Annotated in this window: 14 protein-coding genes; 9 read left to right on the forward strand and 5 right to left on the reverse strand. The window is 73.1% G+C overall.

The window, feature by feature from the left end:
• Positions 1 to 134: 134 nt before the first annotated feature.
• The 9 genes from ACZ7IF_RS19495 (at position 135) to ACZ7IF_RS19535 (ending at position 7925) form a co-directional block, all read left to right on the forward strand.
• Positions 135 to 290 carry a daptide-type RiPP gene (locus ACZ7IF_RS19495; RefSeq protein WP_470972695.1) on the forward strand — a complete coding sequence of 52 codons (156 nt, stop codon included), beginning with the start codon at positions 135 to 137 and terminating at the stop codon, positions 288 to 290.
• 160 nt (positions 291 to 450) lie between these two features.
• The gene (locus tag ACZ7IF_RS19500) at positions 451 to 645 is read left to right on the forward strand and encodes a hypothetical protein (RefSeq protein WP_470972697.1); all 195 of its coding nucleotides are present in this window, start codon (positions 451 to 453) and stop codon (positions 643 to 645) included.
• A complete protein-coding gene (locus tag ACZ7IF_RS19505; protein ID WP_470972699.1) occupies positions 642 to 1394 on the forward strand; it encodes an ABC transporter ATP-binding protein in 753 nt (250 codons plus the stop codon). Before ACZ7IF_RS19500 ends, ACZ7IF_RS19505 begins: the two co-directional genes overlap by 4 nt.
• Entirely contained in the window at positions 1387 to 2136 is a 750-nt protein-coding gene (locus ACZ7IF_RS19510) for an ABC transporter permease (protein WP_470972701.1), read from the forward strand. Before ACZ7IF_RS19505 ends, ACZ7IF_RS19510 begins: the two co-directional genes overlap by 8 nt.
• 7 nt (positions 2137 to 2143) lie before the next feature.
• Positions 2144 to 3826 carry a daptide biosynthesis intramembrane metalloprotease gene (gene mpaP / locus ACZ7IF_RS19515; protein WP_470972703.1) on the forward strand — a complete coding sequence of 561 codons (1683 nt, stop codon included), beginning with the start codon at positions 2144 to 2146 and terminating at the stop codon, positions 3824 to 3826.
• Between the two features lie 77 nt (positions 3827 to 3903).
• The gene (gene lanKC / locus ACZ7IF_RS19520; protein WP_470972705.1) at positions 3904 to 6438 is read left to right on the forward strand and encodes a class III lanthionine synthetase LanKC; all 2535 of its coding nucleotides are present in this window, start codon (positions 3904 to 3906) and stop codon (positions 6436 to 6438) included.
• 17 nt (positions 6439 to 6455) lie between these two features.
• Positions 6456 to 6719 (forward strand): hypothetical protein, encoded by a 264-nt coding sequence (locus ACZ7IF_RS19525; protein ID WP_470972707.1) that lies wholly within the window; start codon positions 6456 to 6458, stop codon positions 6717 to 6719.
• A gap of 26 nt (positions 6720 to 6745) precedes the next feature.
• Positions 6746 to 7333 carry a hypothetical protein gene (locus ACZ7IF_RS19530; protein WP_470972709.1) on the forward strand — a complete coding sequence of 196 codons (588 nt, stop codon included), beginning with the start codon at positions 6746 to 6748 and terminating at the stop codon, positions 7331 to 7333.
• A 121-nt stretch (positions 7334 to 7454) separates the two neighbouring features.
• Positions 7455 to 7925 (forward strand): RidA family protein, encoded by a 471-nt coding sequence (locus ACZ7IF_RS19535; protein ID WP_470972711.1) that lies wholly within the window; start codon positions 7455 to 7457, stop codon positions 7923 to 7925.
• 131 nt (positions 7926 to 8056) lie between these two features.
• On the opposite strand, the gene ACZ7IF_RS19540 is transcribed toward ACZ7IF_RS19535, so the two are convergent.
• The 5 genes from ACZ7IF_RS19540 to ACZ7IF_RS19560 form a co-directional block, all read right to left on the reverse strand.
• Positions 8057 to 8896: a PhzF family phenazine biosynthesis protein gene (locus ACZ7IF_RS19540; protein WP_470972713.1), complete on the reverse strand. Its 840-nt coding sequence runs from the start codon at positions 8894 to 8896 to the stop codon at positions 8057 to 8059.
• A 100-nt stretch (positions 8897 to 8996) separates the two neighbouring features.
• Positions 8997 to 9761: a 2OG-Fe(II)-dependent halogenase WelO5 family protein gene (locus ACZ7IF_RS19545; RefSeq protein ID WP_470972715.1), complete on the reverse strand. Its 765-nt coding sequence runs from the start codon at positions 9759 to 9761 to the stop codon at positions 8997 to 8999.
• A 123-nt stretch (positions 9762 to 9884) separates the two neighbouring features.
• Positions 9885 to 10076, reverse strand: coding sequence for a hypothetical protein (locus tag ACZ7IF_RS19550; RefSeq protein WP_470972717.1), 192 nt, complete (start codon positions 10074 to 10076; stop codon positions 9885 to 9887).
• 121 nt (positions 10077 to 10197) lie between these two features.
• Positions 10198 to 13140 (reverse strand): alpha/beta hydrolase, encoded by a 2943-nt coding sequence (locus tag ACZ7IF_RS19555; RefSeq protein ID WP_470972719.1) that lies wholly within the window; start codon positions 13138 to 13140, stop codon positions 10198 to 10200.
• A gap of 288 nt (positions 13141 to 13428) precedes the next feature.
• Positions 13429 to 14016: a pyridoxamine 5'-phosphate oxidase family protein gene (locus ACZ7IF_RS19560; protein WP_470972721.1), complete on the reverse strand. Its 588-nt coding sequence runs from the start codon at positions 14014 to 14016 to the stop codon at positions 13429 to 13431.
• Positions 14017 to 14502 lie beyond the last annotated feature (486 nt).

The raw sequence follows: 14502 nt of genomic DNA on the forward strand, positions 1-14502 counted from the left end.
GTCGTCACCTCCGCGGCGGGCTACGGCTCGTACGTCGCCTCCGCGGCCCTCATCGCCACCTGAGAAGCCCGTACCGCGCACGGCGGTACGCCTTCCCACCACCGCAACAACCCACACGGACACAGGAGAACACCATGCAGGACATCGTGAAGCAGGACCTCGCCACCGACAGCCTGGAGCTCGGCATGCAGGAGCTGGAGGCCATGGAGGCCCCGTCCTTCTGGTCCGGCTTCAAGCAGGGCCTGGTCATCAGCGGCGTCGCCGTCGCGAGCGCCACGCTCGCCACCTGATCACACCGGTAGCCGCACCGGCTGCCCCGATCGCAGCGGACCGGACTCCCGGTCCCCCAGGGTCAATTGGTCCCGTGGCGGTGGCGAGAGCCACCGCCGCGGGCCCCCCTGCACCGGATCACGCACCACACGCACAGAGCAGAAGGAAGAGGGAGCCAACATGCCGAAGGAGAACCCCCGCAAGGGGACGAACGGACAGCTGGGGACGACCGCCGCGCTGCTCGCGCTGGCACTGGCCGTCGCCAACGCGCAGCTGACCGGAGCCGCGCTCGTCGCCGTCATGTCGGTCATCGGCATCGGTCTCGTCGCCTGCGCCGCCAAGGTCGGCGCCAACGTCGCCGCGGGCAAGCGATGAGCGCCGCCGGCGTCGTCCGCGCCTCGGGCCTCACCAAGGAGTTCGGCCCGTTCACCGCCGTGCAGGACGTGACCTTCGAGGTCCGCCCCGGCCGGGTGACCGGACTGCTCGGCCGCAACGGCGCCGGCAAGTCCACCTCCCTGCGCATGCTGCTCGGCCTGGTCCGCCCCACCTCCGGCACCGCCACCGTCTTCGGCCACCCCTACACCGAACTCCCCGACGCCGCCCGCCGCGTCGGCGTCTGCATGGACGGCATCGGCCCCACCCCCGGCGCCTCCGGCCGTCGCGACCTGCGGATCTGGGCCCGCACCCTCGGCGTCTCCAACACCCGCGTCGACGAGGTCCTCGACCGCGTCGGCCTCGCCGACGGCGCCGACCGCGCCGCCAAGGGCTACTCCACCGGCATGAAGCAGCGCCTGGCCCTCGCCACCGCACTGCTCGCCGACCCCGAACTCCTCATCCTGGACGAGCCCGCCAACGGCCTCGACCCGGACGGCATCCGCTGGCTGCGCGACACCCTGCGCGCCCTGGCCGCCGAAGGCCGCACCGTCCTGGTCTCCAGCCACCTCCTCGCCGAGGTCGAGCAGACCGTCGACGACGTCGTCGTCATCCAGCGCACCCTGCGCTTCGCCGGCTCCCTCGCCGAGCTCACCTCCGACGGCGCCCAGCGCCTGGAGGACCGCTTCTTCTCGCTGGTGGACGGGGACGCCGACACCGCCGCGCGCACCGAAAGGCTGACCCATGCGTAACGTCCTCGCCGGCGAGTGGATGAAGGCCTGGACCGGCCGCACCTGGCTGATCCTCGCCACCGCAGGGATCTTCATGTCCCTCCTCACCTGCTTCGGGTACGCCTCCACGGGCGACGAGGCCATCGCCCTCGGCAAGAGCACCGCCGCCACCGTCACCGACGACATGGCCCAGGCGTGGATGATGACCTTCCTGATGTCCGCCGTGTTCGGCGGCATCCTCGTCACCCGCGAGTACAACTCCGGCGCCATCGCCCGCTCGGTCCTGCTCAGCGGCGGCCGGCTGCGCCTGCTGTCCGCGAAGGCCCTCGTCGCCACCGCCGCCGGACTCCTCAACGGCCTCCTCGCCGCCGCCCTCGCCGTGCTGTGCGCGTTCACCCTCCCCGGCCACTTCGGCTACGACGGCGACTGGACCGGCCACACCACCCGGATCGTCCTCGGCGTGATCACCGTCAACGTGATCGCCGCCCCCTGGGGCGCGCTCCTCGGCTGGATCGTCCGCAGCCAGCTCGCCACCGTCGTCACCGTCATCGCGCTCACCCTCCTCGTCGAGCCGGGCCTCCAGGAGATCGCCCCGAAGGTCGCCGCCTACCTGCCCACCATCGCGATGAGCTCCGTCTACCTCGACGGCAAGCCCGAGCTGCTCTCCGTACCGCTCGCGCTCCTGGTACTCGCCGGCTGGCTCGCCGCCGCCGGGACCGCCGCCCGCCAGCTGCTGCTCTCCCGCGACGTCATCCAAGGGTGATCCAGACATGTCCACCAAGACGCTCATCCGGAAGGCGGCCCCCAAGCCGGCCGCCACCGCCGCGGACGACCTCGACCCCGCACTCCTGGAACGCCCGCGCATCGCCGCGAACGTGGAGATCCACGAGCCCATCGAGAGCGGCGCCCCCTGGGTCCTCCAGCGCGGCAGCCACCAGCACTTCCGCCTCCAGCCCGACATGGCGCGCCTGGTCCGGGCCATGGACGGCTCCCTCGACCACACCGGCCTCGCCGAGGTCCTCGGCCCGCCCTGGACCGCGCAGCACGTCGGCACCGCCGTGCACAAGCTCGCCGACTCCAAGGTCCTCGACGACGGCAAGCCCGCCGAACGCCGAAGCACCTGGTTCCGCTTCGTCCCGCCGATGACCCTCCAGTTCACGGTGCTGCACCCCGAGCGGGTCCTGGCCCGCCTCGCCCCCGTGATCCGGCTGCTCGCCGGACGCACCTCGGCCGCCTTCGCCGCCCTGTTCGTCCTCGGCGGGATCCTCGCCCTCGCGCTGCTGGGCCCCGAGGTGGACGCCGCGCTCGGCAGGCCGCTCCCCTTCTACGCCTACTTCGGCGTGATGGCCGGCGTCCTCGCCACCACCGCCGTCCACGAGGTCGGCCACGGCGCGGTCCTCACGTACTACGGCGGCCGGCCCAGCCGGATGGGCTTCATGCTCTTCTACATGTCGCCCGCGTTCTTCTGCGACGTCTCCGACGGCTGGCGGCTCTCCCGCAAGGAACAGCGCGTCCGGGTCGCCCTCGCCGGCATCGCCACGCAGACCGTGATCGCCGGGGCCGCCGCCCTGAGCGCCCTGTTCCTGGGCCCCTCGGACCTGCGCGACGCCGTCCTCGTCTTCGCCGTCGCCACCTACTTCAGCGGCGTCGTCAACCTGCTGCCCTTCGTGAAGCTCGACGGCTACATCGCCCTGATGAGCCACCTCGACGTCCCGCACCTGCGCGACCGGGCCATGACCGACGCCCGCCGCTTCCTCGCCAAGATCCTCTTCGGCGGCCGCGGCTACGAACGCGAACTGGGCGCCCGCCGCTGGGCGGTGGCCTTCGGACTGGCCTGCATGGCCTTCCCCCTCTACGTCATCGCCGGCGCCCTGACCCTGTGGTCCGACCTGCTCCAGCGGCTCGGCGCCGTCGGCACCAGCACCGTCCTGATGGCCATCTGCTACCTCGTCTACCGCCTCGGCCTCGGCTTCACCAAGCTCGCCGCCGAGGGCCGCACCGCCGGTGCCCCGCTGTGGCGCGTCATCGCCGCGGCCGTGCTCCTCACGGGGGCCGCCGGGGCCGCGCTGGTCCTCGTCAAGGCGCCGTACACCGTCGCCGCCGGGTACGTGGCCCACGACGGGGGCCGCGTCGAGCTGGTCCTGCCGAACACCGCCGACCTGTCCTCGGTCCGTCCGGACTCCGCGGTCCGCTTCTACCGGGCCGGACTGATGACCCGCGAGCAGACCGGCACCGCGAGCGTCGCCGCGACGACCCGCACCGAGACCACCGCGCCCATGTCGGCCTTCTTCCCGGTGGCCGCCACCCCGGTGCGCATGCCCGTGGTCAGCCTCCCGCTGACCGTCGGCCGGGCCCCCGCCGACCGCGTCGGAGCGGCGCAGGTCGACCTCGGTGAACTCCCGCTGGGCGAGTGGCTGTACACGAAGTACGTCGCCCCGCTCTGGCGCCGGTAGCGCCCTTACGCCTTCCCCTCCTGCCCCGCCTTCCCCTCCTGCCCCTCCTGTCCCTCCTGTCACGAACGGAGAGCACCATGGACCTTCGCTACATGAACTACTGCCAGCCCGGCAATCCGTTCTACGACGTGCCGGCCACCGCCGCCGCCGACGCCAGCGTCTTCCCGGCGGTGACCGGCCCCCTCCCCGAGGGCTGGACGCGCAACGACAACACGCACTGGCTGCTGATGACCCCGCCCGGCACCGTGCTCCCCGGCCAGGGCTGGAAGATCCACGTGTCGGCCACCCTGGAGAACGCCGACCGGGTCCTCGACCTCGTCTGGGACTTCTGCGTCGCCGAGCGGGTCACCTTCAAGTTCATCCGCAGCGCCGGCATCCTCAAGATGCGCAACAGCAAGTACGGCGACCGCGGCAGCAGCGGCAAGTTCTTCACCGTCTACCCCGGTGACGAGGCCCAGCTGGAGCGGATCCTGCGCGGACTCGGCGACCTGCTCGACGGGGAGAGCGGCCCCACCATCCTCAGCGACCTGCGCTGGCGCTCCGGCCCGCTGTACGTCCGCTACGGCGGCTTCGTCTCCCGGCTCGGCCGCTCCGAGACCGGCGAGCTCGTGCACTGCATCGAGGACCCCGAAGGCCGGCTGGTGCCCGACGTGCGCGGCCCGTCCTTCCGGCCGCCGTCCTGGGTGGAGCTGCCCGCCTTCCTCGGCGAGGCCCTCGCCGCCCGCAACGCGGCCACCCTCCAGGACTTCCCGTTCCGCGCCACGAAGGCCCTGCACTTCTCCAACGGCGGCGGCGTCTACCAGGCCACCGACACCCGCGACGGCGGCACCGTCCTGCTGAAGGAGGCCCGCCCGCTGGCCGGCCTCGACGAGGAGGGCGCCGACGCGGTGGCCCGCCTCCAGCGCGAGCACTGGGCGCTGGACAAGCTCTCCGGCCTGGACTGCGTCCCGCCGATCGTCGACTACCGCAAGGGCAACGAGCACTGGTTCCTGGCCCGCGAGTACGTCGACGGCAAGCCGCTCGCCCGCGAGCTCCTCAGCCGCAACCCGCTCGTCAGCGGCGACCGCACCGAGGGCGCGTACGCCGAGTACGCCGACTGGGCGCTGAAGATCGTCGACCAGGTGGAGCGGGGCGTCGCGGCCATGCACGCCAAGGGCGTGGTCTTCGGCGACCTGCACCCCAACAACATCCTGATCCGGCCCGACGACACCGTCTCCTTCATCGACCTGGAGACCGCCACCCCCGCAGAGTCGGAATCCGCGCAGGTCATCGGTGCCCCCGGCTTCCGTGCACCCGCCGGCTACAAGGGCACCGCCGTCGACCGGTACGCCCTCGGCTGCATCCGGATCGGCGTGTTCCTGCCGCTGACGGTCATGGCCACCTGGTCCCCGGCCAAGGTGGACCAGCTGATCGGCCTGGTCACCGAGCACTTCCCGGTGCCCCCCGGCTTCGCCGAGCAGGTCCTGGCCGACCTCGGCCCCGACCCGCACCCCGGGCAGCTCCCCGACCCCGCCCCCGGGCCCCTGTGGACCGCGCCCACCGCCGGCAGCTGGCCCGCGCTGCGCACCACCCTCGCCGAGGACCTGCTGGCCAGCGCCACACCGCAGCGCGAGGACCGGCTCTTCCCCGGCGACGTCGAGCAGTTCTCGGTACCCGGCGGCGGAGCCACCTTCGCCTACGGCGCGGCCGGCGTGCTGTGGACGCTCGCCGAGCTGGGGCACGCCCCCGCCGACGAGCACCTGTCCTGGCTGACGGACGCCACCGCCCGCGCCGGGGACATGGGCCCCGGCTTCTACGACGGGCTGAGCGGCGTCGCCTACGCCCTGGCCCGGCTCGGCCGCGCCGACGAGGCCGCCGCCGTACTGGACCGGGTCCGCCGGGCCCCGCTGGAGGACGTCGACCACAGCCTCTTCGGGGGGCTCGCCGGCATCGGCCTGACCCACCTGCACTTCGGTGACACCGACGAGGCCGCCCGGATCGCCGCGCTCATCGCCGACCAGGCGCCGGGCGGGGTGGCCGGCCGCCCCCGGCCCGGGCTGCTGCGCGGCGCGTCGGGCGGGGCGCTGCTGATGCTGCGGCTGCACGAAGCCACCGGCGAGCCCAAGTACCTCCACGTGGCGGGCGAGTTGCTGCGCCACGACCTCGCGGAGGCGGGCTGGTCCGAGGACAGCGATCCCGCGGGCTCCGAGGACGCCGCCTGGAACGTGCCGTTCCTGGCCTTCGGCGGCTCGGGCCTCGCCATGGTGCTGCACGAGGTGGCGCGCCTGCTGCCCGAGCCGGAGTTCGTCCGGGCCCGGGACGTGCTGCGCGAGCAGGCCGGCCCGTCCTTCATGCTCAACGCCGGGCTCTTCCACGGCCGGGCCGGCGCCCTGCTGGCCCTGCGCCACCTGCACGACGGCTCGGCCGCCACCGACCGGGCCGTCCTGCGCCACCTGGACGCCCTCGGCTGGCACGCGGTGCGCTGTGACGGACACCTGGCCTTCTTCGGCGACCACACCCTGCGCCTGTCCGCCGACCTCGCGACGGGTTCGGCCGGTGTCCTCCTCGCGGTCGAGGCCGCGCTGGGCGATGCTGGCCCCGGTCTGCCGTTCCTCGCGCCGGGCCCCCGATGACCCGCCAGGAGACCCCGATGCGCACCACCACCACGTACCACTTCGTCGTCGCCCCGGACGGCCGCGGCCCCGAGGGTGCGGCGCCGGAGCTGGCGGCCGTGCGGCTGCTCTCGTTACTGCCGGCGGACTGGGGCTACGCCCCCGAGTTCCCCGGCGGGACGGTGTCCCTGCGGCTGACCCCGCCGCCCGGCACCACCGAGGAGGCGGCGCACGCCACCTTCGCCGGCACCCTCACCGACCCGAGCCTGCGGGGCTGGACCTGGGCCAACCAGCCCGCCTGAGGAGCCCGGCGTTAGGGTGCGGGGTCATGGACACCTTCAGAGCCGCCGGGTGGGGGCTGGTCGCCCTGGCGGGTGCCCTCGCCGCCACCGCGGTCGCCGCCCCGCTGTACGAACACCCCGGCGGCCCGGCCCTGCTGGCCGACCTGAACCACCCCGTACTCCTGGCGGGCCTGGCGGTCCTCGCGCTCGCGGGGGCCGCCCTGCTGCGTTCGCGCCGCCCGGACGTGCGCAGGGCGGCCGGGGCGGGGCTGGCCGGGGCGGTGGTCCTCGGGGCGCTCGCCGTCCCCGCGTACGGGGTGGTCACCGACCCGATGCCGATGCTGGAGTGGGACGTCCCCGCACCGGACGGCTCGGCCCGCCGGCTGGTCGTGGAGCAGACCTCGGCGCTGACCGACCCGGTCTGGCGGATCCACATCGACGCGGGGACCTTCCCGACGGCCCGCCGCTGGCCGGTCGCCGAGTACCGGCCCGACCCGGAGTTCGACTTCACCAAGGGCGTACTCGAAGCCAACTGGCCCGACCCGGACCACATCCGCATCATCGACCTCGACCACGGCCACCACGACCTGCGCATCGCCCCCGACGGCCGCCCGCTGGACCGGCTGGACTGGTAGCAGATCGCCGCCCCGGCGGGGCCACAAGGGCGGAGCCCGCCCCAAGAGGCCCCGGGCGGTGGGACGATGGTGTGAGCCGTCGAGGCAGGACGAGGTCAGGTCGAGGTCACCAGGGGGTGCCATGAGCGTTGACGTCCGCGAAAGGCTAGCCGAGCTCGGATTACGGCTGCCGGAGGTGAGCGCCCCCAAGGGGGCCTACGTACCCGCCGTCCGCAGCGGCATCCACGTCTTCGTCGCCGGTCAGATCCCGCTGACGGACGGGGAGCTGACCCTGACCGGCAAGGTCGGCGCCGAGGTGTCCCCGGAGCGGGCCAGGGAGCTGAGCCGGCAGTGCGCGCTGGCGGCACTGGCCGCCGCCGACTCGGTGGCCCCCCTGGAGTCCGTGGTGCGGGTGGTGAAGGTCGTCGGGTACGTGTCCTCCGCGCCGGGGTTCACCCGTCAGGCGGGGGTGGTCGACGGGGCGAGCGAGCTGCTGGTGGAGGTCTTCGGCGAGGCGGGCCGTCACGCGCGCAGCGCCGTGGGGATGGACATCCTGCCCCTGGACGCGCCGGTGGAGATCGAAATCGTCCTGGAGGTCACCGACCGCCCCTGATCCCCGGCGGCCCTACCCGGCCCGGCCCGCCGGGCCATCCGTCCGGCCTCGCCGGGACCGAGTTCGGCCCAGCGGGCCGGCTTTCCGCCGGAGCGGCACCGGTCACCGCCCGGCCGGGGCAAGGGCCGGGGTCAGGAGATCGGGACCGCCGTGCCCGTCACCTCGATGCCGGCCGACGGGTCCGCCGGGACGCCCACCGTGATCAGGCTCGGCCGGCCCATGTCGACGCCCTGGTGGACGGTCAGTACGGCCGGCAGCTCGACCAGGCCCAGGCTCCGCAGGTACCCGCCGAAGGCCGCCGCGGCCGCGCCGGTCGCCGGGTCCTCGACCACCCCGCCGGGCGGGAAGGGGTTGCGGGCGTGGAAGACGTCCGCCGATTCGCGCTGCACCAGGGTGATCGTGGTCCAGCCGCAGCGCGCCATCAGCCCGCTGAGCGCGGGCATGTCGTAGTCCAGGTCGGCGAGCCTCTCCCGGCTCGCCGCCGCGATCACCGGGTGCCAGGCCCCCGCGTACGCCGTCCGGGGCGGCAGTGCCGGATCGAGGTCGGCCGCCGACCAGCGCAGCGCGGCCAGCAGCTCCGCCAGGTCGGCGTCCGCGATGGGCTCCGTACGCGGCTCCACGCTCACCAGGGTCGCGACGACGCCGCCGTCCGGGCCGGCCGAGGTCGTCACCGGGACCGGGCCCGCCTGCGTGTGCAGCAGCAGGTCCCCGACACCGTGCCGCTGGGCGTACGCCACGGCGGTCGCGATGGTGGCGTGCCCGCAGAAGGGCACCTCGGTCTGCGGGCTGAAGTAGCGGATGTCCAGAGCCCCGTCCTGGCGGGGCACGGCGAAGGCCGTTTCCGAGTAGCCGACGTCCGCCGCGACCGCGGCCATCGTCGCCTCGTCGATGCCGGTGGCGTCCAGCACCACACCCGCCGGGTTCCCGCCCAGCGGGTCGGTGCTGAAGGCCACGTAGCGCAAGAGGTCCATCACCCGAACGTAGCGGGCCCGTCACCGATCGTCAAAACCCGTGACGTGTACGGGAGTTGACGTTTTTCGGGACGGCTGCGGGCCCGCACCCCGGGCCCGGTCAGGCCCAGGTGAGCAGCTGCCCGGACGTACCGAGCCCCACCGCGAACCCCAGTGCGATCCTGCGGTCCCCGTGACTGGGCCGGACCGCGTGGAAGAACCGCGGATCGATCAGCAGCGCCTCGCCGACCTCCGGGGCGAGCTCGATCGACTCGGCACCCGCCACCACCGCCTCGTCGAACCCGTACCGGGCCGACAGCCGGTGCGCCTCGTCCTCGGGCTGCCAGCGGTGCCTCCACAGCACCGTCTCACCACCCTCGGGCGGCACGCTGAGGTACAGGTTGAACGCGAACTGCCCGATCAGCGGCTCGTCGAGCAGGTCACCGTCGTACTCGCGCAGTGCATCGTCGAAATGGACCTGGAACCCCTGGTTCGGCTCCCGGGCCACCCCGTCGCCCATCTCCACGCCGCCCCTGCGGCCCACCGCCACCCCGCCCGGCCAGGCCGCGGCGAGCGCCGCCCGGCAGGTGCGGAACGGATCGAACGACAGGCCCAGGCCCTGCCAGGCCTCGTGGTGCCCCTGCAGCGCCTTCCAGTAGGTGTCGGCGACGCCTCCGTCCGCCATGTGGTCGCTGACGCCCACCCCGAACCGCATCACCGGCGGATCGACGCGGGCCTTCCCGTACGAGTCGAACACCTGCTGCCGCAGCGCGCCGAGCACCTCGTCACACCGCTCGCGCGGCAGGAAGGAAGGCACCCGGACCGCCGCGTACCGCCCGGCGGCCAGCCCGGCGAGCAGCTCGTGGGTGAACGCCGGCGCGGTCACGGCGCGGAAGAAGGGATCGTGCGGTGGGGCCGGTAACGCACTCTGAGTGGTTCGCCCTGAGGATTGCCCTGACGTCATTCGATCGCCCCCCGGCGTCGGAAAGACAACAGAAAACAATGGCACCTATCCGGGATGCGTCCCGCTGGTCGCGCGGAACGCGGTCTTCGCGTCGAGCTCCAGTGCCTGCCGTCCGGCCTCCAGCGCTTCCATCGCGATCCGCCGGCCGACCTCCGCCTGCATCTGCTCCAGGTCACTCCCCGGAGCACCCCATCTGAGGGAATGGTCGTCGTTCGAATCGGTCGGGACAGCAGTCATCGGCGGACCTCCGTGCATTTCGGTGTGGGACGCGTCACACAGGGTGAGGCAACGTCAGGCTACGCGCAAGCCCGCACCGGCCGTTGGAGTTCCGCCCAACTCGTATGAAAAGAGGGAGGTTTCAGCCCGGCATCTCCCGCCGGGTCTTCTCCAGCAGATCCCTGGCCTGCACCGACAGCAGTTGCTCCGAAGGCACCACCCGGTTCAGGTCGCGCACCAGGGCCGTCAGCTCGTTCACCGCTTCGGGCGTACGCCCCACGATCCCCAGGAGCACCCACACGAAGGTGAGCCGCAGCCGCATCACCATGTAGGAGTCCGGCGGCTGAGCGGCGTCCCGCAGCGCCTCCCGGATCACCTGCTCCGCCTCCTGCGCCCGGCCCTGCCCCAGCAGCGCGTGTGCCAGCGTCTCCCGCACCCGCAGGATCTCCGGCGTCGACGGCGGCCAGTGGTTGCGCCGACTGATGTCCCGGATCTGCCAGGCCTCCGCCTCCGCCTCCGCATTCCGGCCCTGCGCCCCCATTGCCCGGGCCAGGGTGTGGCGCACCACCAGGGTGTCGTAGTGCTCCGGGCCGCGCACCTCGTTCTCCGCCTCCACGATGGAGCGCAGCATCTCCTCGGCCTCCGCCGCCCGCCCCTGCTCGTTGATCGCGCGGGCCAGCTTGTGCCGGCTGGCCAGGGTGTCGGCGTGGTTCTCGCCCAGGATCCGGGTACGCGCCAGCACCACCCGGGCCAGCAGCCGCTCGGCCTCCGGCAGCTGCTCCCGTTCCAGGTGGATGCGGCCCTGCTCGTGCCGAAGCCCCAGGATCTCCCGGTCGTCGACGTCGAAGCCGAAGGAGGAGCAGCGCTCCACCATCGGGATCACCAGGTCGTGCGCCGGCCCCAGCAGCCCCGTCGCTATCAGGTAGCGGGCGGTCAGCCGCGCAAGCTCCAGCGCATCGGTGCGCACCGTGCGGTCCGACAGCTTCAGGTCCCCCAGCAGGCAGGCCCGCCCCACCTCCAGCGCGTGAGGGGCCAGCGCCGCCCACAGCGGCCAGTTCGCCGGGTGGTCGGGATTGCGCTGGTGGGTGGCCTGGAGCACCATCCGCACCGCCAGCCCGTAGTAGTCCGCGGGCCGGTCCCGCACCTCCCGGTCCTCACGCAGCACCCCGTGCACCACGGGGTGCAGGGTCAGTACGTGGGCCAGGTCGCGCTCGGCGACGCCCTCGCGCTCGTAGAAGTCCACCAGCCCGAACTCCTCCAGGCCCGCGAGCGCCGCGTAGGTGCGCGCCGGGGTGATCCCCGGGAAGAGCGGGGACTGCGAGAGCGGCGGATCGCTGAGCAGGCAGCGGTAGGGGACCGGCGCGATGCTCAGGCAGGCGAACATCTTCAGCAGGGTCGCCGCCTGCGCCCGCTCCTGGCTGCTCAGCAGGTCCATGGCGATCCCGCAGACCTTCTCCACGATCTCCCGGCCCAGCAGCTCGCTCAGGTCGGGGCCCGCCTGGCCCGGGGCGGCGTCGACCCGCGCGGCGACCGCCCGGCCGAACGTCTCGAAGTCCCGGATGTCGCTGTCCAGGGAGATCCGGCTCTCGCTGACCGCCTTGATCACGTCCGCGGCGTGCCGCAGCGCCAGCGGCAGCCCGCCCAGCTGCTGCGACAGCCGGCGCGCCTGCTCGTTCGTACCGCCCAGGCCGCCCGTCCGCTCCAGCAGCATCGACGCCCCGTCCTCCTCGCCGAGCGGGACCACGTGGTGGACGGCGCTGGTCTCGCCCCAGGTCTGCTGGCGGCGCACCCGGCTGGTGACCAGCACCGTTCCCTTCGCGTTCTGCGGGCGGCGCAGCCAGCCGGTGCCGTCCGCGACCTGGCCCTCGGGCGGGCCGAGGCGCTCGGGGTCGTCCGCGTTGTCGAAGATCAGCACCCAGGGGTCGGGGCACGCGTTCAGCAGCGTCCACACCAGGTCCATGGCCGTGCCCCGCAGCCAGGCCCGCTCCACCGTGATCGACGGGGCCCCGAGGTCCCGGGCGATCATCCGCATGCGCAGGCTCAGCTCCGGCATCGACACCCACCACACCCGGTGCCCCGCCCGCTGCGCCCGGTCCGCGACCTCCAGCGCCAGCCGGGTCTTGCCCGACCCGCCCAGCCCGGACAGTACGTGCACCTGCTGGCGGGCCTGCTCCGACAGCAGCGAGGCGACCAGGCTCAGCCGCTCCTGCCCCTTCAACTTGCCCTCCTCCAGCGGCCCGTACGGCGGCGGCGGGAACGGCGTCAGGTCCAGCTCCCCGGCGGCGGGCGGCGGCAGCGAGGGCCGCCCGGCCGCCTCGGCGGGGGAGCGGGGCGAGAGCAGCCCGGACCCGTCAGCGGGCCCCTCCGCCGGCCCGTGCGCCGCCTCCAGCAGCGCGGCGCGGACCGCCTTGTAGGGGGCGGCGGCGCGGTCGGCGGGCTGCACGATGGAGAAGTGGTCGGCGGTGACCACCCCGCCCTTGGGGAAGACCCCGCGCGCGACGACGGGCGGCACGATCTCGTCGGCGGAACCCCCGTACGCGCGCACCGGTATGGGGCACTCCTGGTCGCCGTACGCCCGCCCGTGCACGACGGCGCTGAGGACGGTGCGCTGCGCCTCCGTCACGGCCCGGTCGAAGGGGCGCAGCTGCTGCTCCTGGGGGTTGCGCCAGAGCTTGAGCCACTTGCGGACGGTGAGGAAGAACCCGGACCCGGTGTTGGGGCAGGCGAACATCGTGAAGTGCTTGATGCGGGACAGCTCCCCGCCCTCGCCGTTCCACAACTTCCTTGCCAGGAAGCGCTGTACGACCAGCCCGCCCTGGCTGTGGGTGACCAGCACGATCCGCTCGGCCTCGGCGAGCTCGGTCTCCAGGAAGGTGCCGAGCTGGTCGGCGACGTCGTCGGTCTCCGCGACCCGCCGGTCGGGCCGCAGACGGACGAGCGGGGAGTCGTACTCGAAGCGGTGGACGCTGACCCAGTCGGCCAGCTCGGGGTCGGTGGTGAGGAGGGCGTGGAAGGCCGTCCACACCTTGGCGGAGGAGAACAGACCGTGCACCAGCACGAGGTGGACGCGTGTCCGTACCGCCATCGCGAACCTCCGCAGCCAGAATGTGGGTTGAAGCAGAAGGATTTCGGTCGCAGCTGAAAACTTAGATGAAGAACTACCCGCGTCAATGATGCATGAGGGGCGACCGCAGGATCCATAACAAGACACCCTGTGGCCCGGCGCGCAACAGGCGCGCCGGTCGCGCGCGGGGGCGCGCCGAGCGCGAACCCGGGCGGCGCGAGCGCCCCGGAGGAGGGCGCTCGGCGCGGCCGGGGCGCGTGGGGGCGGCCGGGGGTGGTGGGGGCGGCCGGGGGTGGTGGGGGCGGTTGCTCAGAAGTCGCCGGGCGGGAGGGGGAGGGGCAGGCCGGGCAGGCCGTCGATGCTCTGCGCGATGTGCTCCTTCTTGGCGAAGTACTCGCTCAGCGAGGCGTCGTCCTCGCGCGCGAAACGCCGGCCGTGCAGGTCGCGGTCCTCGTCGTACGACATGAACGGCACCCCGTAACCGCAGGAGTCGCGGACGAGTTCGGCCGTCACCACGATGATCGCGCGCAGGCCGTGCTGGGTGGGGTCGATGTCCGGGAAGTGCGCGAGCAGCTCTTTGAAGCGCGGGTCGTCACGGAAGACGGGCTCGCCGCGGCCGTGCACGCGGACGATGTTGGGCGGACCCTGGAAGGCGCACCACATCACCGTGATCCGGCCGTTCTCCCGCAGGTGCGCGACGGTCTCGGCGGTGCTGCCGGCGAAGTCGAGGTAGGCGATCCGCTGCTCGTCGAGCACCGCGAAGGACCCCTTGAGGCCCTTGGGGGAGAGGTTGACCGTGCCGTCGCCGGCCAGCGGGGCGGTCGCGGTGAAGAAGACCGGCTGCTGCTCTATGAAGGTGCGCAGGCGTCCGTCGATGCGTTCGTAAGTCTTTCCCATGTCTAAGGATTATGTAGGGGAACTATTCGCCTGTCTAACGAAGTTGCCGGGGGTGCTGGCGCTGACCTGGGTGTTCTGCCGGTTGGGGGAGGGGGTGGGGGTGGGGAGCGGTAGCCCCTGGGGCGGTCTCACAGCCGGTTTGGGGGTTTCCCGTCAGTCCCATCGTCCTTCCGTGTCGGGCCGGTCCCTCAAGGGCGCTCCCTTCGGTCGCGTCGCTACGCGATGGCCTTCGGCCACCCTTGACCGACCGTCCCGCCCCGGAAAGCCGAAAGACTGCCGGGAAACCCCCAAAAGAACGGCACGGTCCAGAGGGGAAGGGACGGGTCTCTCAGCGATGAGACGAGGGGCGGGCCCCGGCCCGCCGGGCATCCGGGCCCTTGGAGGCCTGGTCCAGGGTCGGGGGCGCGACTACCTGCACCAAATGTTGACCAGAGCCCCCTGCGGAGCACCCAGGCGCAGCAGATCGCTACGCGCTCCTCATGTATC

It is taken from the genome of Streptomyces sp. NPDC037421, from assembly GCF_055602105.1.

Coding starts and splice junctions, on each gene's coding strand:
- ACZ7IF_RS19540 (WP_470972713.1), bottom strand. CDS start 8,896: ATGGACCTCTTGCGCTACGTGGCCTTCAGCACCGACCCGCTGGGCGGG.
- ACZ7IF_RS19510 (WP_470972701.1), top strand. CDS start 1,387: ATGCGTAACGTCCTCGCCGGCGAGTGGATGAAGGCCTGGACCGGCCGC.
- ACZ7IF_RS19505 (WP_470972699.1), top strand. CDS start 642: ATGAGCGCCGCCGGCGTCGTCCGCGCCTCGGGCCTCACCAAGGAGTTC.
- ACZ7IF_RS19495 (WP_470972695.1), top strand. CDS start 135: ATGCAGGACATCGTGAAGCAGGACCTCGCCACCGACAGCCTGGAGCTC.
- ACZ7IF_RS19560 (WP_470972721.1), bottom strand. CDS start 14,016: ATGGGAAAGACTTACGAACGCATCGACGGACGCCTGCGCACCTTCATA.
- ACZ7IF_RS19535 (WP_470972711.1), top strand. CDS start 7,455: ATGAGCGTTGACGTCCGCGAAAGGCTAGCCGAGCTCGGATTACGGCTG.
- mpaP (WP_470972703.1), top strand. CDS start 2,144: ATGTCCACCAAGACGCTCATCCGGAAGGCGGCCCCCAAGCCGGCCGCC.
- ACZ7IF_RS19525 (WP_470972707.1), top strand. CDS start 6,456: ATGCGCACCACCACCACGTACCACTTCGTCGTCGCCCCGGACGGCCGC.
- ACZ7IF_RS19555 (WP_470972719.1), bottom strand. CDS start 13,140: ATGGCGGTACGGACACGCGTCCACCTCGTGCTGGTGCACGGTCTGTTC.
- lanKC (WP_470972705.1), top strand. CDS start 3,904: ATGGACCTTCGCTACATGAACTACTGCCAGCCCGGCAATCCGTTCTAC.
- ACZ7IF_RS19500 (WP_470972697.1), top strand. CDS start 451: ATGCCGAAGGAGAACCCCCGCAAGGGGACGAACGGACAGCTGGGGACG.
- ACZ7IF_RS19530 (WP_470972709.1), top strand. CDS start 6,746: ATGGACACCTTCAGAGCCGCCGGGTGGGGGCTGGTCGCCCTGGCGGGT.
- ACZ7IF_RS19550 (WP_470972717.1), bottom strand. CDS start 10,076: ATGACTGCTGTCCCGACCGATTCGAACGACGACCATTCCCTCAGATGG.